We start from the raw sequence: 19,369 nt of genomic DNA on the forward strand, positions 1-19,369 counted from the left end.
GCGCCCGCCCGTCAAGCCCCGTGCCCTTGGCGGCCGCGCCCGCTTTGCGCTTGCGCAGCCCGGGGGGGACGTATATGCTTGGGGACACGCGGCAAAACACCGCGCCCGAAGCCGACCGAGAGTCATGAAAAAGTATCTGCGCTATTTGGGGCCCGTGCTCGTGACCGGCATCTTTGTGCTGGCCGTCTACCTGCTCTACCACAAGCTCAAAGCCTACAGCATCGCCCAGATCCGCCAGAGCATCGAGCAGATCTCCTACGGGCGCATCGGCGCCTCGCTCCTGCTCATGGTCATCAACTACATGATCCTGGTGGGCTATGACTGGCTGGCGCTCAAGGCCATCCACAAAAAACTCCCGCTGCCGCGCGTGGGGCTCGTCTCTTTCGTGGGCCAGGCGGTGAGCTACAATTTCGGCGCGCTGCTCGGGGGCACCAGCGTGCGCTACCGCTTTTATTCCGCGTGGGGCTTTTCGCTCACGGACATCGTGCGCCTCGTGCTCATGCTGGCCGTCACCTTCTGGGTGGGGGCGCTCGGCACCTGCGGCATCATCTTTCTCGTGGCGCCACCTTACATCCCCGAAGAACTGCTCACCAACATGCCCATCAAGGATGTGCGCATCCTCGGGCTCATCCTGACCCTGCTCGCCTGTTCCTACCTCGTGCTCTGCTTCACCGTGCGCAAGCCGGTGCACATTTTCGGCAAGGAATTCGTCTTCCCCTCGCCGCGCATCGCCGTCGCCCAGTGCATCGTGGCCGGCGTGGACATCGTGGCGGCCTCGGCCTGCATGTATGTGCTGTTGCCGGGTGACATCGGCATCAACTTCCTCGATTTCCTGCCGAGCTACCTCATGGCGCAGGTGGCGGTGGTGCTCACGCATATCCCGGGCGGCGTGGGCATCTTCGAGCTCGTCATCCTCGAGCTCTCGCACACGAGCCACACCCAGGCCGTCTTTGCGGCGGTGCTGCTCTTCCGCCTCATTTACTATATCATCCCGCTGCTGGCCGCGGCGCTGCTGCTGGCCGCCTACGAGGCGCGCCAGCGCCGCTCCATGCTGCGCGAGGCCGGGCGCTGGCTCGCCACGCTCTCGCACTCCATCAGCGCCTATCTCGTGTTCGTGGGCGGCCTCATCCTGCTCGTTTCCGCCACCCTGCCCACGGCGCCGCGCACCGTGGCCATGATCACGCAGTGGCTGCCCATGAGCGTCATCGGCGCCGGGCACTTCGTCTGCGCGCTTTCGGGCGCGGCCCTGCTCTTCGTGGCCTACGGGCTGGAGCGCCGCCAGACCCGCGCCTTCCGCATGGCCGTGGCGCTGCTCGGCCTCGGCATCACAGGCGCGCTCCTGAAGGGCCTCTCGTGGGAAACGGCGCTCATGGCCGCGGTCATCCTGTTCGCCGTGTGCCTCGCGCACAGGCGCTTTTACCGCCGCTCCTTCTTCTGGGAGGAGCCCATCCCCTTCTACTGGCTCTTCGGGGCCCTGGCGGCGCTCGGCGTGGCCTTCCTGCTGGCCTGGTTCCTCTATCACCCGGCCTGGGACAGGGCCACAACCTGGGGCTTCGAGCGGCCTTTCAACGCCTCGCGCACCTTGCGCGCCTTCATCGGCATCGTGGCGCTGCTCATGGTCTCCTGGGCGTGGCGGCTCTTTTTGCGGCAGCGGCAAAAGCGCCGCAAGGCAAGCGCCTGAACCCCCAAGGGGAGTGGGGAAAACGCGCGCCCGGCTCAGTCGCGGATGTCGAGGCGCACCATGTCCTCCCCGTCCCGCTCCTCAAGCAGCACATCCACATGCCAGTTGCGCTCGGTCGTGATCTCGCGCCCCACATAGTCCGCATGGATGGGCAGCTCGCGGTGGCCCCTGTCCACAAGCACGGCCAGCTCCACCGCGCGCGGGCGCCCGTAGTCGAGGATGGCCTCGAGGGCCGCGCGCACGGTGCGCCCGCTGAAGAGCACATCATCCACCAGCAGGACCACGCGGCCGTCCGGGCTTTCCGGGATATGCGAGATGCCGATAAGGGGCTTGCCCTCAAGGCTCGTCCAGTCGTCCCGGTAGAGATTGATGTCCAGCGTGCCGAGCGGCACGCGCACTCCCGCGCGTGCCTCCAAAAGGCTTGCGAGCCGCCGGGCGAGGTCCACGCCGCGCCGCTGGATGCCCACGAGCATGAGGCCCTCGCAGCCGGGGTGCCGCTCCAGCACTTGCGCGGCGAGCCGCTCGAGGATGCGGCCCATCTCGTCCTTTGCGATCAAGAGTGTTATTGCGTCCTTCATGGGTCCTCCTGCGGAAAGCGCCGTTCAGCGGAGCACTTCCGCCTTGCCCTCCGCGTCAAAGAGGGAAATGCGCAGGTCGATATAATCCCGCGCCAGGGTCTCGGCGGGGAGGCTCAGGGAAATGTGCCTGAGTTCCTCGAGGCTGAAGCCGAGCAGGTAGTGCGCCGCCTCCAGCCCGAGGTCGGCGAAGCGCAGGAGCGGCGTGAAGAGCACGGCCGGGCACGTCTGGTAGAGGTGCAGCCCGCCGTTCACAAGCACGATGGGGAAGAGGCCGCAGGCCACGGGCTTGAGCGCCAGCGGCAGCCGGCAGCCATGAGGCGTGTCGGACTTGCAGCCCTGGGCGCCGATATAGGCGGTATCCGCGTGGAGGAGGTAAAAATCCTTGTCGAGGTCGGGGCGGATCTGCGACGGCAGGAGCGCCATGGGGAAGGGCACGGAAGAATCCTGCGGCCCGCAGCAATAGCGGCAGTCGCGGCAATAGCCGTTCTGGAGCCACGTGCCGCGCCAGCGCACCGCGCGCCTGCGCGGAAAGAGGTTGCGCCAGGTCTCCACATAGTGCCAGAAGCCTTTTGGTGCTTTGCGCATACATCCTCCGGCCCCGGCCTGTGAAATGGCGGGGCATCGGCCACCCATATGCGCAATGGCGCGGCCGGTCAAGCGGCGCCGCCGGGGGCGCCCGCATTGCCTGGCGCGGGGCCGGATGCTACAATAGCGCGCTGTCCCTCCCCGCAAGCGACTCCTTCCCATCAAGGCGGTGTCCATGCCTTCCTCGCGCTTCTCCCTGCTCGTCCTCCTCCTCGCTCTCTGCCTGCTCACGGCCTGTGCGGGCAAGCGCGTGCCCACGCGCGACGGCAGCCTGCCTTCGTGGATGCAGACCCCGCAAGACCTGCGCGCCTTCCCGCAGGACCTCGAGGTCTTCGCCCGCGAGGCCGGCCCAGACCGCCGCATCGTGGATGCGGAAACGCAGGACGCCATGAACGCCGCCTTCGACCGTATCTTCTTCGGCCCGTGGGACATGGCGAAAACGAGCATCCGCAAGCGGGACGTGGCGGTATTTTTCCGCAAGGCGCGCGGTTTTCGCGCGGACGGCAGCCGCTGGAGCCAGCCGGAATGGGACGCCATGGCGGCCGGCGCGCATCTCGGCACCTATCCCTCGCGGGCGGCGCACGCCGTCACCGTGCGGGCCACGGACCTGCGCGAGCTCCCCACGCACGAGCCCCGCTTTTCCGAGCCCACGCCGGACCCCAAGGCCAATCCCTTCGACTATTTCCAGTATTCGCTCCTCCCGCCGGGGACGCCGCTGCTCATCGCCCACGCCACACGGGACGAGCGCTGGTATTATGTGGAGTGCCCGGTGGCCGGCGGCTGGGTGGATGCCAATGACGTGGCCCTGGTGGACGCCGGGTTCAAGCGCCTCTGGCGGCGGGGGCGCCACGCGGCACTCGTGCGCGACAGGGTGGCGCTGCCCGGAGCGCCTGGCGCTGCCCCGGCGGCCGGGGGCGAGGCCGGCATCGGCGCCGTCTTCCCGCTGGCGGCCGTGCGGCCGGACGGCGGTTGTGACGTGCTGGTGCCCTTCAGGGGCGCGGACGGCATGGCGGCGAGCGCCGAGGTGTCCCTCCCCGCGGGCGCGGCCGCGCCCAAGCCGCTCGCGCTCACGCCCGGCAACGTGGCCAGGGTCGGCAACGTGATGATGGGCCAGCCCTACGGCTGGGGGGGCATGTTCGGCGAGCGCGACTGCTCGGCCCTCACCCGCGACCTGTTCACGCCCTTCGGCATCTGGCTGCCGCGCAACTCCGTGGCGCAGGCCCGGCGCGGCGCCGTGGTGCCGCTGGAGGGCCTTTCCGCGCGGGAGAAGGAAGCGCGCATCCTCGCGGACGGCGTGCCCTTCCTTAGCCTCGTGGGCATGCGCGGGCACATCATGCTCTATGTGGGCGCCTGGAAGGGGCGCCCGGCCATCTTCCACAATGTCTGGGGCGTGCGCGTGGTGGAGGACGGCAACGACAACGCCCGCTGCGTCATCGGCAGGGCCGTGGTCACATCCCTGACGCCCGGGAGCGAGCTCAAAAACCTCTACCTGCCCGTGACTTTCGTGGACCGCATCCGCACCCTGACCACCCCCGCCGGGCCGCGGCCGTGACGAGCCTTGAGCATGCCGTTACGCCCGGGGAGGCCGGCGAGCGCCTTGACCGCATCCTGGGAGCGTCGCAGCCCGGCCTCTCGCGCGGCGCGGTGCAGAAGGCCATCCGGGCTGGGCGCGCGTTCGTGGACGGCGCCCCGGTCAGCGCGCCCGACTTCCGGCCCCGCGCCGGGCAGGTGCTGCGCCTAGAAGTGGCGGCGGCTGCGAGCCCGCTCGCCCCGGAAGCCGGCGAGCTCACCATCGTCCACGAAGACCGCGACTTCATCGTCTGCAACAAGGCGCCCGGGCTCACGGTGCATCCCTGCCCATCGTGCCCGGAGCATACCCTCGTGCAGCGGCTGATCGCGCGCTTCCCCGAGCTCTCGCGCCTCGACGGCGAGCGGCCGGGCATCGTGCACCGGCTGGACAAGGACACCAGCGGGCTCATGGTGGTGGCCCTCACGGAACCCGCGCGCCTCGCCCTCACCGAAGCCTTCGCGCAGCGCGAGGTCAGCAAGGAATATCTCGCCCTGGTGGACGGCCTCGCGCCGGAAGAGGGCGAATGCCGCGAGCCCCTGGGGCGCCACCCCACGCTCAAGACCCGCATGGCCGTGGTGCCCGAGGCGAAGGGCGGCAAGCCCGCGCACACGCGCTGGCGGCGCCTGTGGCATGCGCCGGACGGCAGCGCCTCCCTGCTCGCCGTGCGCATCTTCACGGGCAGGACCCACCAGATCCGCGTCCATATGGCCCATGCCGGCCACCCCTTGCTCGGGGACGCCGTCTATGCACCGGCCCGGGTGCGGGCCCGCGCGCCGCGCCAGATGCTCCACGCATGGCGGCTCTCCTTCCGCCACCCGCTGGGCGGCGAGCCGCTGGCGTTCACCGCGCCCCCGCCCGCGGATTTCATCGCCGCCATCCTTGATACCACGCGCCGCATGCGGCGCATCGTGGTCACGGGCAACCCGGGCAGCGGCAAATCCGCCCTGGCCGAGGCGCTTGCGGCCCACGGACTGCCCGCCTTCAGCGCGGACGCGGACGTTGCCACGCTCTACGCCCGCGGCGGCGAGGCGGCGGCGTGGCTCGCCCCCATGAAAGGCGACCTCGTGCTCGCGCCGGACGGCGGCGTGGACAAGGCTGCCCTCATGGCGGCGCTCGCCGGTGACGCCGCCTTGCGCGCGGAGCTGGAGCGTGTGGTCCACGGCCTCGTGCGTCGTGACCTCGAGCGTTTCTGGGAAGCGGCGGAAAAGACCGGCGCGCCGGCTGCCGTGGCGGAAGTGCCGCTCTATTTCGAGTGCGGCTGGGACACGGCCTTCACCCCGAAGCCCGTGACCGTCGGCGTCGCCTGCCCGCGCGAGACGCGCTGGGAGCGCATGGCCGCGCACCGCCACTGGGGCGAGGAGAAAATGGCGACCCTGGAGTCGTGGCAGTGGCCCGAGGCGCGCAAGCTCGCCGCCTGCGACATCCGCGTGGACAATACGGGCACGCCCGAAGAGCTGGCGGCCCATGCCGGGGCCCTTCTCGACAACCTCGCCGCGCGCCGCCGTGATGAGGAAGCCGCGCTCGCCGAACACCTCCAAAAGCTGTGGGCCGGGCCGGCCCCTCAGGTCTAAAAAAACTCTTGAATCTTGCCCCAAGCTGGGCCAATATACCGCAAATGTCTTTTGAACTCTTTGTGGCCTTGCGCTACCTGTTTTCGCGGCGCAAGCAGACCTTCATCTATGTCATCTCACTGATGTCCATACTCGGTGTGGCTCTCGGCGTCGGCGCGCTGGTGCTCGTGCTCGGCGTCTATAACGGCCTCACCACCGACATGCGCGACAAGATCCTCGGGGCCAACGCCCACGGCATCGTCATGTCCCACGTGCCATCCGCCTTCGAGCACGACACGCCGGCCCTGCTTGAGCGCATCCGCGCGTCCGAGGGCGTCACGGGCGCCATGCCTTTCATTTACACCGAGGTCATGCTGTCCGCCGGTGGCGGCGTCAAGGGCGTGGTGCTGCGCGGCATCGACCCGGAGACCGCGCCCTCCGTGCTTTCCATGCTCACCGAGCTGCGGGCGGGCGAGGCGCGCGACCTCGTGCGTGAGGGCACGCCCGGCATCATCGTGGGCGACGAGCTGGCGCGCCGCCTCGGCCTCTTTGTGGGCAGCCGCGCCAACCTGCTCTCGCCGGCCGGCCAGAAGGGCGCCGCGGGCTATTCGCCGCGCATCCGCCCCTTCGAGGTGGTGGGCATCTTCAAGACCGGCATGTTCGAGTACGATTCCTCCCTCGCCTTTGTGAGCATCCCGGCGGCGCGCGATGTGCTGGGGCTGCCCCCGGGCTTCCTCTCCGGCATCGAGATCACCGTGCGCGACCTCTTCCGCGCCGACGAGACGGCCATCCGCCTCGCGGAGGAGCTCGGCGCGCCGTTCTACGTGCGCACCTGGATGGACATGAACGCCAACCTCTTCGCCGCGCTCAAGCTGGAAAAGATCGGCATGTTCATCCTGCTCGCCATGGTGGTGCTCATCGGCTCCTTCTCCATCGTCACGAGCCTCGTCATGCTCGTCATGGAAAAGACGCGCGACATCGCGGTCATGATGTCCATGGGCGCCACACGCCGCATGATACGGCGCATCTTCATGCTCCAGGGCTGCATCATCGGCCTAGTGGGCACCCTGCTCGGCTATGCGTTCGGCCTGGGGCTCGGCTGGCTGCTCAAGCGCTACCGCTTCATCAAGCTCCCGGAAAACGTCTATACGCTCGACCACCTGCCCATCAGCATCACGCTTTCCGATGTGCTCATCGTGGGCGCGAGCGCCATGCTGCTCTGCTTTCTCGCAACCCTGTATCCGGCGCGCCAGGCCGCCCGGCTGCAACCGGCCGAAGCCCTGCGCTACGAATAGCCATGGCCGCCATCTACGACTTTTCCGACGTGAGCAAGAGCTTCCCGGGGGCTGAAGAAGAGCTCGTCATCTTCCGGCACCTCGACCTCGCGGTGCGCGAGGGGGAGGCGCTCGCCGTGCTCGGGGCCTCGGGCTCGGGCAAGTCCACCCTGCTGCACCTCATGGGCGCGCTCGACCAGCCCACCTCGGGCACCATCCGCTTTGACGGCGAGGACATGGCGGCCATGGGGCCGGACGAGCAGGCGGCCTTCCGCAACAGGAGCCTGGGCTTCGTGTTTCAGTTCCACCATCTCCTGCCGGAATTTTCCGCGCTGGAGAATGTGGCCATGCCGGCGCTCATCGGCGGGGAGCGCTTTTCCGCCGTGGAACCGCGCGCCCGCGCCATGCTCACGCGGGTGGGCCTCGCCGACCGCATGGCGAGCAAGCCCGCCACCCTCTCCGGGGGCGAGCGCCAGCGCGTGGCCATCGCCCGGGCCTTGATGCTTCGGCCGCGCGTGCTCCTGGCCGACGAGCCCACGGGCAACCTTGACGAACATACCGGCGCCCAGGTGGGCGATCTGCTGCTTGAGCTGAATCGCGAACTGGGCATGACCCTGGTCATCGTGACGCATAACCAGGAACTGGCCGCCCGCATGGACCGCGGCCTGGAACTACGAGCGGGGGCTCTCTATGAAAAAGTTTTTGCCTAGGGTGCTTCGCAAAGTCCTGTATGTGGCGGCGCTGGCCCTCATGGCGGCCCTTGCGCCGCAAGGGGACGCCCTGGCCGCCAATGCCGGGCAGCCCACGGTCCTCGTGCTGCCATTTCAGGCCAATGCCGGCTCCGACATGCCGGACGCCTCCCGCGACGTGCCGCAGCTCATCATCACCAACCTCGAGCAGAACGGGCTGCGCGCCGTGCCGCTCAGCCGCGCTTCCGGCCTCTTGCGCGCGAGCGGCGGCGAAACCATCGACCTCGCCAAGGCCCGCCGCCTCGGGCGTCAGGCTGGCGCGGACATCGTCATCTACGGCAATTTCAACCAGCTCGGCGACGGCTTCACCATGGAGACGCGCCTCGTGCCGGTCTACAAGGGCGAAGCGGTGCCCGCCTCCTTCGAGCGGCAATCCATGCTGGCCTTAGGCGAATGCGCCCAGGCGCTGGCCACGCGCGCCTCGTCCATGGCCGCCCCGGCGCAGGCCGCGCCTGATGCCCCCCAGGCACAGCAGGCCTCTTCCGGCAACGGCTTTGTGCCCATGGGCGCGCCCGCCGCGGCCGGCGGGGGCCTTTCGGACGTGCAGGTGCGCGGCATGAACGTGCTCGACCCGGACACGGTGCTCATGCGCCTCACCATCCGCAAGGGCGACACGCCGGACGCGCACGCCATCAACGAGGAAGTCAAGCGCATCTGGGACATGGGCTATTTCAGCGACGTGCAGGCCTCGCTTGAGGGCAATGTGCTCGTCTTCACCGTGGTGGAAAAGCCGCGCATCGACAATATCCTCGTCGATGGCTCGCACGAGATCGACGCCGAGGATGTCATCGCGGCCATGGGCACCAAGCCCGGCAGCGTGCTCAACGAACAGATGCTTTCCGACGACCTGCAGAAAATAGCCGAGCTCTACCGCAAGGACGGCTTCTATCTCGCCAAGGCCAATTACCGCCTCCAGGACAGGCCCGGGGGCCGCGGCGCCGTGCTCGTCATCACCGTCAACGAGGGCAACAAGCTCTATATCAAGGAAGTGGAGATCGAGGGCATCAAGGAGCTCGACAAGAGCGACATGGACAAGTACCTCGCGCTCAAGCCCCGGGGCATGTTCTCGTGGCTCACGGGCTCCGGCGTGCTCAAGGAGGAATACCTCGAGCGCGACACCAACGCCATCGCGGCCTATGGCCTCAACCAGGGCTTCATCGACATCCAGGTCTCCGCGCCCGAGGTGGAATACAAGCCCGACGGCATCTACGTGAAGTTCGTGGTGCACGAGGGACCGCGCTACGCCGTGCGCGACGTGAAATTCGCCGGCGACATCATTGACAGCGAGCCCAACATGCTTGAGGTCGTCCAGATGGACGACTGGAAAAAGGACAACGAGTTCTTCTCGCTCACGGTCATGCAGGAGGACAGCAAGCGCCTCACCGACCACTACGCCGATTACGGCTATGCCTTCGCCGAGGTGGACACCAAGCTTATCAAGGCGGAGGACGGGAGTCCGCTGGTGGACGTGGGCTACCTCGTGGACAAGAAGCAGAAGGTCTTTATCCGCCGCCTCACCGTGGAGGGCAACACCAAGACGCGCGACAACGTCATCCTGCGCGAGATGCGCCTCGGCGACGGCGACCTTTACGAAGGCGCCAAGCTGCGCCGCTCCACCGAGCGCCTCAACCGGCTGCGCTACTTCTCCGCCGTGGACATGGAGCTCGTGCCCACGGGCAACGACGACGAGGTGGACCTCAAGGTCAAGGTCAAGGAGGCCAATACCGGCGCGCTCATGGGCGGCATCGGCTACTCGACCTATTATGACGTGGGCGTGACCGCCTCCATCATGGAGCGCAACCTCTTCGGCCGGGGCTACTGGCTCCAGTTGCAGGGCTTCTTCTCCTGGCGGCGCACCTCGGGCGTGCTGTCCTTCACCAATCCGCGCCTTTACGACACGGAGCTCTCGGTCGGCAACGACCTCTACTATACCCACGACTACTGGGACGACTTCACCAAGGACACGCTGGGCGACACCATCCGCGCTTCCTATCCCATCGGCGAATACACCACCGTGGGCCTCGCCTACCGCCTCGAGCGCTACGAACTCTATGACGTGGACGAGTGGGCCTCGCCCTATATCAGCGACTACAAGGGCACCAACTGGACGAGCGCCCTCTCGGGCCGCATCCTCCGCGACACCACCGACCAGCGCGACCGCCCCACCCGCGGCACCATCGCCAGGCTCTGGGGCGAATATGGCGGCGGCATCCTCGGCGGCACGGACGACTTCATCAAGGCCGTGGCCGACTGGCAGGGCTTCTGGTCCTTCAATCCCGAAAACACCTTCCACCTGCGGGCGCGCCTCGGCGGCGTCTTCCAGAATGGCCCTAACCCCGTGCCCGTGTTCGAGCGCTTCTGGATCGGCGGCATGGACAGCATCCGCGGCTATTCCTATTCCGACCTTTCGCCGCGCGACTACAAATATGACGGCGAGCAGATCGGCGGCGACCGCATGGGCGTGCTCAACGTGGAATATATCTGGACCTTCCAGAAGGATATGGGCCTTGCCATCGTCCCCTTCTTCGACGGCGGCTTCAATATCGACCAGAAGACCATGGGCGATGACCTCAACAAGTACATGGTGGCCTCCACGGGCCTGGAACTGCGCTGGCGCTCGCCCATGGGCGATTTGCGCATCGCCTATGGCATCCCCCTTGTGCAGGATTATGACGGCGAGCGGGAGTCCGGGAGGCTCGAATTCAGTATGGGCCAGTTCTTCTAGAGATGTGACAGAGTTGTTATAGAGAAATTCTAGAGTTCTTTTAGAGAGCTCGGCCAGTCAAAAATCGTCAAAAAAGCCGCTGTGGTAGCCACGGCGGCTTTTTTGGCATATGCTATGCTTCAGCAGTACGGTGCGGCACATCCTGCCCTGCCCTTAAGCGCGGCCCCGATTGGACGATAATCCCAGCAGGCGCATGTGCGCCTTCCCGCCACGCAGAACCCCGAGAATCGCAGTGAGCGCCAGCGATACCGCCAAACCCCGACACGAAAAGGCCCTTTCCCGGCGCCTTGCGCCACCGCTGGCCTTTGTGCTGTCCATCTGCCTCCTCGTCATCTGCTGCTACGATTCGGGCTACAGCGGCCTCCCCCCCACGGAAAAGCGCTATGCCGCCGCCAAGGCCGGCATCACGAACCTCAAGCGCGATGAAAAAAACAGCAAGTTGCGCGAGCCGTGGGAAAAACTTGCCGGCGAATTCCGCTCCATCTACGAGGCCGACCCGGCGTGGCCCAACCGGCCCGCGGCCCTCTTTCGCGCGGCCGAGAGCCTGGAGGAGCTGGCAAGCCGCTCTTTCGCCAAGTCCGACGCGCGCAAGGCGGTGGAGTGTTATGAGAGCCTCGCGCTCCGCCATGCCGGGAGCCGCCTTGCCGATGACGCGCTCTTTCGCGCGGCGCGCCTGCGCGCGGCGTGGCTTCGGGACGACAAGGGCGCCCTCGCCCTTTTGGCGCGCCTGAAAAAGCAGTATCCCAAGGGTGACATGGTGGCCGAGGCCACGGCGCTCGAAAAGGCCCTCAAGGCCTCGGCCAGCGGCCGCACCGCGCCCGAGGCCGTGGCCGCGGCCACGAAGCGCGAGGCGAAGGAAGACCTGGACGCCGCCGCGCCCAAGGCAGCGCCCGCCGCCGCGGCTGTCGCCAAGGGCACTGACCTGCCCCTCCGCTACCGCGCGGCCAAGTCCCGCATGAGCTCCCTGCGCAGCGACCCGGTGAAGACCTGCTGGCGCCAGCCCTGGGAAGACCTGCGCGAGGAGTTCCTCGCCATCTCGCAGGGCGGCAAGAAGCAGCCGCTGGCCGCCGGCGCGCTCTTCCACGCCGCGGCGTGCCAGGAGGCTCTTGCCCGCTGCTCCAACCTCACCGCTGATTTCAACCAGGCCCAGAAGCTGTATCAGGACGTGGCCAAGGCCTATCCCGCCAGCAACGTGGCCGACGACGCGCTTCTCGCCGCCGCGCGCCTCCACGCAGCCCGGGCCTCGGGCCGCGAAAAGGCGCAGGATCTTCTGGAAACCCTGCTCGCCGATTACCCCAAGGGCGACATGGCCCCGGAAGCGCGGCGCCTCATGGCGACCCTCGCCGAAGACGCGGCCCCGGCCAGGGAAGCGCGGCGCGTGAGGCAGGCGCCCGAGCTTCAGGTGCTTTCCTGGGATTCGCCCAACCGCAACCTCGTGGAGATCGTGCTCGAGCTGAGCGCGCCCGCCAAGTTCACCGCCCGCCGGGTGGAGAGCGCCAAGGGCGCGCCGGCGCGCCTTGAGCTCGACCTTGAGGACGCGCGCGTGGTCAGCGACGTGCGCAAGGGCGTCACCGTGCAGGGGAGCCTGCTCCAGGCGGTGCGCGTGCGCGACCGCAAGGATGGCGGGGCCTCGCTGCAGTTCGATTTCCGCGAGGTGCGCCACTTCGACACACGCAGCGAGGACGACCCATACCGCATCGTGCTCAGCGTGGCCGCGGGAAAGGCCAGCCTGCCGCGCAAGGGCAGGAACAGGAGCCAGGGCTTCGCGGAGGCCGATGACGGCGCGGCCCCCCTGGCGCGCAACGCCGCGTTCAGGCCGCGGCAGGTCTCCAACATGGCGAGCCAGCTCGGGCTCACGGTGCGCAAGGTCTTCATCGACGCCGGCCACGGCGGCAAGGACCCGGGCACGAGCCACAACGATATCCTGGAACGCATGGTCACGCTGGACGTGGCCCAGCGCCTCGGGCGCCTGCTCGAAGCCAACGGCCTCGAGGTCGCCTACAGCCGGCGCAAGGACATGTCCGTCTCCCTGAGCGAGCGCACGCGCAAGGCCAATGCCGAGCGGGCCGACCTCTTCGTGTCCATCCACGTCAATGCCAGCGAAAACGCGCAGATCAACGGCTTCGAGACCTATTACCTCGACCTTGCGAGCAACCCGCAGGCCGCGCGGGTGGCCACGCTGGAAAATGCCGGCAGCGACCGCCGCCTCAGCGACATGCAGTGCATGCTCGCCGACGTGATGCTCAACGCCCGCGTGGAGGAATCGCGCCGCCTCGCGGCCGACATTCAGCGCCTTTCACTCTTCCGCCTCAAAAAGCGCGAGTACACGGTCAGGAACAATGGCGTCAAGTCCGCGCCCTTCCATGTGCTGCTTGGCGCGCAGATGCCGGCCATCCTTGTGGAAGTGGGCTACTGCACCAACCGCGACGAGGCCCGCAACCTCGCCAAGGGCACCTACCGCCACGCCCTTGCCGAAGGCCTCGCCGAGGGCATCCTCGCCTACCGCGACCGCCTGCTCAAGCGCCGTACCGCCGATAATTCCTTGACGAACGCGGCACCCGATGCTATGTAGCCGCCGATTGCAGCCTTGCGCGCCCATCGCCGCATAGCCGGCCCCGGCTCTGCGGGCGTTGCGCGCGTTTTCGCGCCGGCCTTGCCGTCGCGCCCGTTGACGGGGGCGGCATTGTTGCTCCGCCCCCGGGTATTTTTAAGGAGAACTCCCATGCGCAAGAGTGTTCTGACGATCCTTGCCGCCTGCCTGCTCATGTCGGCGCCCGTCCTCGCCGCCGACGCCTCGTCCGTGCCCCCCGCCAAGATCGGCGTGGTGGACATGCAGACCGTGGCCACGCAGAGCGACCCCGCCAAGGCCGCCAAGGAGCAGATGGAAGCCAAGTACGGCAAGGAGCGGGCCAACCTTGAAAAGCAGGGCAATGCCCTCAAGAAGCAGGCCGAGGCCCTCAAGAACCCCAAGGTCAGCGAAGAGAAGAAGCTGGCCTTCATCCGCGCCAAGCAAGAGCTGGACCAGAAGACCCGCAACTTCCTGCGCAAGGTGGAGCAGGACGAAGTCAAGCTGCGCCAGGACATGGTGACGCTGGTCTTCAGCGCCACCTATGAAGTGGCCCGCGCCAAGGGCTTCAACTTCGTGGTCGACGTGACGGCCGGCGGCGTGCTCTATGCCGACCAGTCCATGGATTTGACCCAGGATGTGCTCGCCGAGGTCAACAAGCTCTACAAGGAAAAGAAAAAGCCGGAAACGGACGACAAGGCCCAAAAGACGGACAAGGCAGACAAGGCCGCCAAGAAATAGCTTCGGATGCAAAGCCTCCCCGCGCGGGAGGCTTTTTTGTCCGCTCCCGCACACGCCCAGTTCCGGCCGCAAGGCCAAGGAGCCCCCATGAGTGAGACCCCCGCCATGCAGACCATGGATATCCAGCGCATTCTCTCCCTGTTGCCGCACCGGTATCCCTTCCTGCTCGTGGACCGCGTGGTCGAATGCGTGCCCGGCTCGCATATCCGCGCCTACAAGAACGTCACCTTCAACGAGCCCTTTTTCCAGGGGCATTTCCCCGGGGTGCCCATCATGCCGGGCGTGCTCATCCTGGAGGCGCTGGCCCAGACGGGCGGCCTGCTCGCCGCCTCGGACATGGGCGACCTCGAGGGCAAGCTCTTCCTCTTCACCGGGCTTGACGGCGTGAAGTTCCGGCGACAGGTGGTGCCGGGCGACCGCCTCGACCTCGAGTGCAGCAACATGCGCATGAAGCTCAAGCTCTGCAAGATGGACGCGCGCGCCTTCGTGGACGGCAAGCTGGCCTGCGAGGCTCAGATCACCGCGGCCATCGGCGACAGGCCGTAGGGGCCGGACCTTCGGCATCCCATGTTCCGGCAGCGGCGCCGGACGCGCCGCTTTTTCCGGGGCAGGGCCTTTCCTTTCCCGGGCTCTTCCTGTACCGTCAGGCGAGCCCACAAGGGTCACGACGAAACCTCGCAAGGAGCGGACATGCCAGTCTTGGTCATCGTTGACGCGCAAAAGGAATATGTGACCCAGGGGCGCCCCTTCTATCTCGAGACCATCGGCCCCTCGCTCGAGAACCTGCAAAAGCTCCTGGCCCATGCCCGGGCGCATGGCTGGAAGATCGCCCACATGCGCCACCAGCAAAATTCCATGTGCTTCACCTATGGCAGCCCCTTTGCGGAATTCATCGACGGCTTCGGCCCCGAGGAGGGCGAAGAAAGCCTGGTGAAGCCCAACTTCTCCTGCTTTTCCAGCCGCGAGTTCCAGGCCCTTGTGGACAAATACCGCCACGAGGAGATCATCCTCGCGGGCTACGGCACGAGCATGTGCTGCCTCTCCACCATGATCGACGCCCACCACCGCGGCTATGACTTCACCTTCGTCACCGACGCCACCTGCGCCAAGCGCACGGCCCGCTTCGACGAGCAGGACATGAAGGAGCACATCGTCGACATCATGGGCGCCTTCGGGCACCTCACCACCACCGAAGAGATCCTGCAACGCGACAACTGATTGCGCGGGGGGGGGCCGCAACTTTCCCGCGTCCGCTTGTTCCGCTGTGCCGTCCCCCGCTTTAAATGATAGCCCGCCAAGCCTTCTGGCGGGCTTCCTGTTTTAAAACATTGCGGGAGCATCTCCCCCTGTTGGGGCGCCCCTATTTTTCGCCCTGCCCCGCTTCGAGGCGCAGCCACGCGCGCTGGATGTCCTCCAGCACTTCGGGCCGCGCGATGGTGGAGGTGTCGCCCAGGTTTTCCAGCTTCTCGCCCGAGGCGATCTTCCTGAGCAGCCGGCGCACGATCTTGCCCGAGAGCGTCTTGGGCATGTGCTCCACAAACTGGATGCGCTCCGGGCTCGCCAGGGCGCCGATATTTTTGCGCACCCAGTCGCGCAGCTCGGCCCGCAGCCCTTCGGTCCAGTCCACTTCGCCGCGCAGCGCCACATAGGCATAGATGGCTTCGCCCTTGATGCTGTGCGGGACGGGCACCACGGCCGCCTCGCCCACGGCCGCGTGCGCCGCCAGCACGGACTCGATCTCCACCGTGGAGATGCGGTGGCCCGATACATTGATGGTGTCGTCCATGCGCCCGAGGATCCAGTAGTTGCCTTCCTCGTCCTTCCTCGCGCCGTCGCCGGAAAAATAGTTCCCGTGGAAGCGGTCGAAATAGCTCTTGAACTTGTCCTCGTTCTGGAACACGCCGATGAACTGGCCGGGCCACGAGCGCCTGAAGACGAGGTTCCCGGCTTCGCCGGTCCCGGCCTCGGCGCCGTCCGAGCGCAGGATGCCCCCATCGATGCCGGGGAGCGGCTTGGTCACGGAGCCGGGCCTGAGATGCGTGGCGTAGGGCAGCGGCGAGATCATGACGCCGCCGGTCTCGGTCTGCCACCAGGTGTCCACGATGGGCAGCTCGCCCTTGCCGATGTGGGTGTGGTACCACATCCATGCTTCGGGGTTCATGGGCTCGCCCACGGAGCCCAGGATGCGCAGCGAGGAGAGGTCATAGCGGCGCACCCAGTCCTCCCCGTGGCGCATGAGCGTGCGCACCACCGTGGGCGCGGTGTAGAGGATATTGATGCGGTATTTTTCCACCATGCGCCAGTAACGGTCGGGCTTGGGCCACGTGGGCGTGCCCTCGAACATGATGGTCGTGGCGCCCAGGCTCAACGGGCCATAGACGAGGTAGGTGTGCCCGGTGATCCAGCCGCAGTCCGCCGTGCACCAGTAGACATCCGTATCCTTGAGGTCAAAGACCCACTGCGTGGTGTGCGCCGCATAGGTGAGGTAGCCGCCGGTGGAGTGGATGACGCCGGTGGGGCGCCCGGTGCTCCCGCTGGTGTGCAGGATGAAGAGCGGGTCCTCGGCGTCCATGGAAACGCAGGGAAAGTCCGCATCGACCGTGAAATCCTCCAGGAAGTCCTGCCACCAGATGTCGCGGCCCCTGAGCATGCTCACGCTGTCGTTGGTGCGGTTGACCACCACAACCTTCTGCACGCTGGGGCACTGGTTGAGGATCTTGTCAAGGTTGGCCTTGAGCGGCTTGGGCTGCCCGCCGCGCATGACCATGTCCGCCGTGATGACGACCTTCGCCCCGGAATCGTGGATGCGCCCCTGCACCGCGCCCTCGGCATAGCCGGTGAAGATATTGGTGTGCACGGCCCCGAGGCGCGCGCAGGCCAGCATGGCGACGACGAGCTCCGGGATCATGGGCAGGTAGAGCGCCACGCGGTCGCCCTTTTTCACGCCCAGGGCGTCCAGCGCGGCCGCCACGCGGCATACATCGTTGTACAGCATCTGGTAAGTGTAGGCGCGCACCTCCATCTCGCGCTCGCCCTGCCAGATGAGCGCCGCCTTGTTGCGATGGTCGGTGATGATGTGCCGGTCCACGCAATTGTACGCCGCGTTGAGCCGCCCCCCGGCGAACCAGGAGACCTTGGGGACGGAAAAATCCGAGGCGTCGGTCACGTCCCAGGGCTTGAACCAGTGCAGCAGGCTGCGGGCGCGGCTCGCCCAGAATTCCCCGGGATTGCTCCGCGCGAGCCGGCAGAGCTCCTCATACTCCGCGCGACTGCGCACGCGCGCCACATCCTTGCCGTGGCGCGGGGGAAGATAACTGCTGTTCTCATACAGGAGATTCGCCGGCTTTTGCATGGACATGGGCACCTCGTCAGGATGAGGGACAGGGAGACGAGCGTGAAGCAGAACTCCATGCCTCGAACCCTTGCGGGAGCGTGGGCAGTGAGGGAAAAAGACCGCTTCAATCGCTGCATAGGCCATCGACGGCCTCGCGGTCAAGCCGGAACGGATTTTTTGCCGATGTGAAGATTAAAACAAGATGCATAATTATCCAGGGGATGACACGAGAATACCTATAAATACCTTTTAAATGATGCATTTTGTATGAGAGAGTTTTTAAAAACAGCGGCATAAGCACAAAGAATTATTTTGAAATTTTACGTGCACTTGCAATGGGAACTGTAAAATTTTTATGATGTATATGCCTGCTGCAATAAAAATCTTTCTCTGACTGTCCTGAAACGGAGCGATAGTTCAGCCTCCGGCCCCCAAAGGGGAATTTCTTCAAAATCCTTGGAATATCACAAACTTGTGAAATAAATCTTTAATTTCAGCCCTGTACACATTCCTACGGGCTGTACGGCCCGCCCGTGTGCCACCCGTGCCCCTCACCAGCGCCCATCCCCAACGCAAAACGGCGCCGCCCCTGAAGGAGCGGCGCCGCCTGAACCTCGGATAGACCCGGGCGCTTACTTGATGGCGTCTTTCAGGCCCTTGCCCGGCGTGAACTTGGCAACCTTGCTGGCGGGAATGGTGATCTCGGCGCCGGTGCGCGGGTTGCGGCCCTTGCGCGCGGCGCGGGATACGACCTTGAAGCTGCCAAAGCCGGTGAAGGTGACGGATTCGCCATCGGCCAGAGCGTCGCGCAGCGAAGCCACCACGGCATCAAGGGCTTCTTCGGCCTTGGCCTTGGTGGGCAGGCCGGCCTTGGCATAAATCTTTTCCACAAGCTCAGCTTTCGTCATGACGTGTCTCCAGAAAGTTCAGGTTGACGTGCATATGCCAAAGGCAGGCCAGAACCCGCGCCTCACTGCGCCGTGGGGTCTGCAACGGCGTCCCCGCAGGGGCGCCATTGCCGGTTGCGGGACAGACCCGGAGCGTCCTGAGACTGCCCGGACACTGCCGCCGGCCTGATGACAATACCTCGGATTGCTTCCTCTCTAAGGAATGGCCGCGGCCATGTCAACAGAAAACTTCCCCGTTCACAAGTCCACCAGCTCTATCTGGGCGGCCATAAGCGGGCTGCCCAGAAAGTGGCCCCCGGTGCGCGCGAACCTGTCGGGATTGTCGGTTGTCAAAAAGCGCCATGTGCCCCGTTCCGCCCCGGGGTTCAGCAGGCCGCGGGCGCGCAGCTCGCCCTCCACGCTTTCGGCGGTGGTGGCGGCAGAATCCACGATGGTCACGCCCGGCCCCACCACATTCTGGAGCGCGCCCAGCAGGAGCGGGAAGTGCGTGCAGCCGAGCACCAGCGTATCGGGCCGGTGCGCCGGCTCGTCGGCCGTAAAAAGGCCGTCCAGATAGCGGCGCGCCACTCCCTCCACGATCGGCCCTTCCATCCAGCCCTCTTCGGCCATGGGCACGAAGAGCGTGCACGCCTGCCCGCGCACGCGCGCCGCGGGCCGGATGCGCGCGATGGCCTCCTGGTAGGCGCCACCGGCAATGGTGGCCTCGGTGGCGATGACCACGATCTCGCCGTTTTCGCTGGCGCGAGCCGCGGCGGCGGCCCCTGGCTCAACCACGCCCACCACGGGCAGCGGCGCGAATTCCCGCCGCAGGGTGGGCAATGCGGCCGCGGTGGCCGTGTTGCAGGCCACCACCAGCATCTTGACGCCGCGCTCCACCAGCGCCCGCGCCGCGAGCAGGGTATACTGGATGATGGTCTCGCGGCCCTTGGTGCCGTAGGGCAGCCGCGCCGTGTCCCCGAGATAGAGGAGGTTCTCGGCCGGGAGGCGGCGCGCCAGGGCCTTGAAGACGGTGAGGCCCCCCACCCCCGAATCAAAGAGGGCGATGGGCAAGTGCTGGGCTTCCTGCATGGGCGGATGATCCTTTTCTCTGATGCGGGGCGAAAACTGC

General features: G+C 66.6%; 15 protein-coding genes. 10 read left to right on the forward strand and 5 right to left on the reverse strand.

Annotation, left to right across the window (positions count from 1 at the left end):
* Positions 1-124 precede the first annotated feature (124 nt).
* Positions 125-1,681: a lysylphosphatidylglycerol synthase domain-containing protein gene (locus tag G7Y54_RS12015; RefSeq protein WP_165077816.1), complete on the forward strand. Its 1,557-nt coding sequence runs from the start codon at positions 125-127 to the stop codon at positions 1,679-1,681.
* Positions 1,682-1,716: 35 nt separating this feature from the next.
* Here G7Y54_RS12015 and pyrR read toward each other — a convergent pair whose 3' ends face one another.
* Together pyrR and G7Y54_RS12025 are read right to left on the reverse strand one after the other, a co-directional pair.
* Positions 1,717-2,259 (reverse strand): bifunctional pyr operon transcriptional regulator/uracil phosphoribosyltransferase PyrR, encoded by a 543-nt coding sequence (pyrR, locus tag G7Y54_RS12020; protein ID WP_165077825.1) that lies wholly within the window; start codon positions 2,257-2,259, stop codon positions 1,717-1,719.
* A gap of 24 nt (positions 2,260-2,283) precedes the next feature.
* Positions 2,284-2,844, reverse strand: coding sequence for a hypothetical protein (locus tag G7Y54_RS12025; protein ID WP_165077826.1), 561 nt, complete (start codon positions 2,842-2,844; stop codon positions 2,284-2,286).
* A gap of 175 nt (positions 2,845-3,019) precedes the next feature.
* Here G7Y54_RS12025 and G7Y54_RS12030 point away from each other — a divergent pair, with 175 nt between their 5' ends.
* From G7Y54_RS12030 to G7Y54_RS12070, 9 genes are all read left to right on the forward strand, one after another.
* Positions 3,020-4,396, forward strand: a complete 1,377-nt coding sequence (locus G7Y54_RS12030) for an NlpC/P60 family N-terminal domain-containing protein (RefSeq protein ID WP_165077827.1) — start codon at positions 3,020-3,022, stop codon at positions 4,394-4,396.
* Positions 4,393-5,985, forward strand: a complete 1,593-nt coding sequence (locus tag G7Y54_RS12035; RefSeq protein WP_165077828.1) for a dephospho-CoA kinase — start codon at positions 4,393-4,395, stop codon at positions 5,983-5,985. The genes G7Y54_RS12030 and G7Y54_RS12035 overlap by 4 nt, the downstream gene beginning before the upstream one ends.
* A gap of 44 nt (positions 5,986-6,029) precedes the next feature.
* On the forward strand, positions 6,030-7,259 hold the full coding sequence (locus G7Y54_RS12040) for an ABC transporter permease (protein WP_165077829.1): 1,230 nt from the start codon (positions 6,030-6,032) through the stop codon (positions 7,257-7,259).
* Between the two features lie 2 nt (positions 7,260-7,261).
* On the forward strand, positions 7,262-7,948 hold the full coding sequence (locus G7Y54_RS12045; RefSeq protein ID WP_165077830.1) for an ABC transporter ATP-binding protein: 687 nt from the start codon (positions 7,262-7,264) through the stop codon (positions 7,946-7,948).
* A complete protein-coding gene (gene bamA, locus G7Y54_RS12050) occupies positions 7,929-10,712 on the forward strand; it encodes an outer membrane protein assembly factor BamA (protein ID WP_165077840.1) in 2,784 nt (927 codons plus the stop codon). Before G7Y54_RS12045 ends, bamA begins: the two co-directional genes overlap by 20 nt.
* A 232-nt stretch (positions 10,713-10,944) precedes the next feature.
* Entirely contained in the window at positions 10,945-13,284 is a 2,340-nt protein-coding gene (locus G7Y54_RS12055) for an N-acetylmuramoyl-L-alanine amidase (RefSeq protein ID WP_241159358.1), read from the forward strand.
* A gap of 150 nt (positions 13,285-13,434) precedes the next feature.
* A complete protein-coding gene (locus G7Y54_RS12060) occupies positions 13,435-14,019 on the forward strand; it encodes an OmpH family outer membrane protein (protein ID WP_165077851.1) in 585 nt (194 codons plus the stop codon).
* An 87-nt stretch (positions 14,020-14,106) separates the two neighbouring features.
* Positions 14,107-14,565, forward strand: coding sequence for a 3-hydroxyacyl-ACP dehydratase FabZ (gene fabZ / locus G7Y54_RS12065; protein WP_241159359.1), 459 nt, complete (start codon positions 14,107-14,109; stop codon positions 14,563-14,565).
* 144 nt (positions 14,566-14,709) lie between these two features.
* On the forward strand, positions 14,710-15,237 hold the full coding sequence (locus tag G7Y54_RS12070) for a cysteine hydrolase (protein ID WP_165077854.1): 528 nt from the start codon (positions 14,710-14,712) through the stop codon (positions 15,235-15,237).
* 142 nt (positions 15,238-15,379) lie between these two features.
* On the opposite strand, the gene acs is transcribed toward G7Y54_RS12070, so the two are convergent.
* From acs to murI, 3 genes are all read right to left on the reverse strand, one after another.
* On the reverse strand, positions 15,380-17,377 hold the full coding sequence (gene acs, locus G7Y54_RS12075; RefSeq protein ID WP_165077856.1) for an acetate--CoA ligase: 1,998 nt from the start codon (positions 17,375-17,377) through the stop codon (positions 15,380-15,382).
* Positions 17,378-17,985: 608 nt separating this feature from the next.
* Entirely contained in the window at positions 17,986-18,261 is a 276-nt protein-coding gene (locus G7Y54_RS12080) for an HU family DNA-binding protein (protein ID WP_165077861.1), read from the reverse strand.
* 237 nt (positions 18,262-18,498) lie between these two features.
* Positions 18,499-19,329, reverse strand: coding sequence for a glutamate racemase (gene murI, locus G7Y54_RS12085; protein ID WP_165077864.1), 831 nt, complete (start codon positions 19,327-19,329; stop codon positions 18,499-18,501).
* Positions 19,330-19,369: the final 40 nt, after the last annotated feature.

The sequence above is a fragment of the Desulfovibrio sp. ZJ746 genome, assembly GCF_011039155.1.
Taxonomy (GTDB): domain Bacteria; phylum Desulfobacterota; class Desulfovibrionia; order Desulfovibrionales; family Desulfovibrionaceae; genus Desulfovibrio.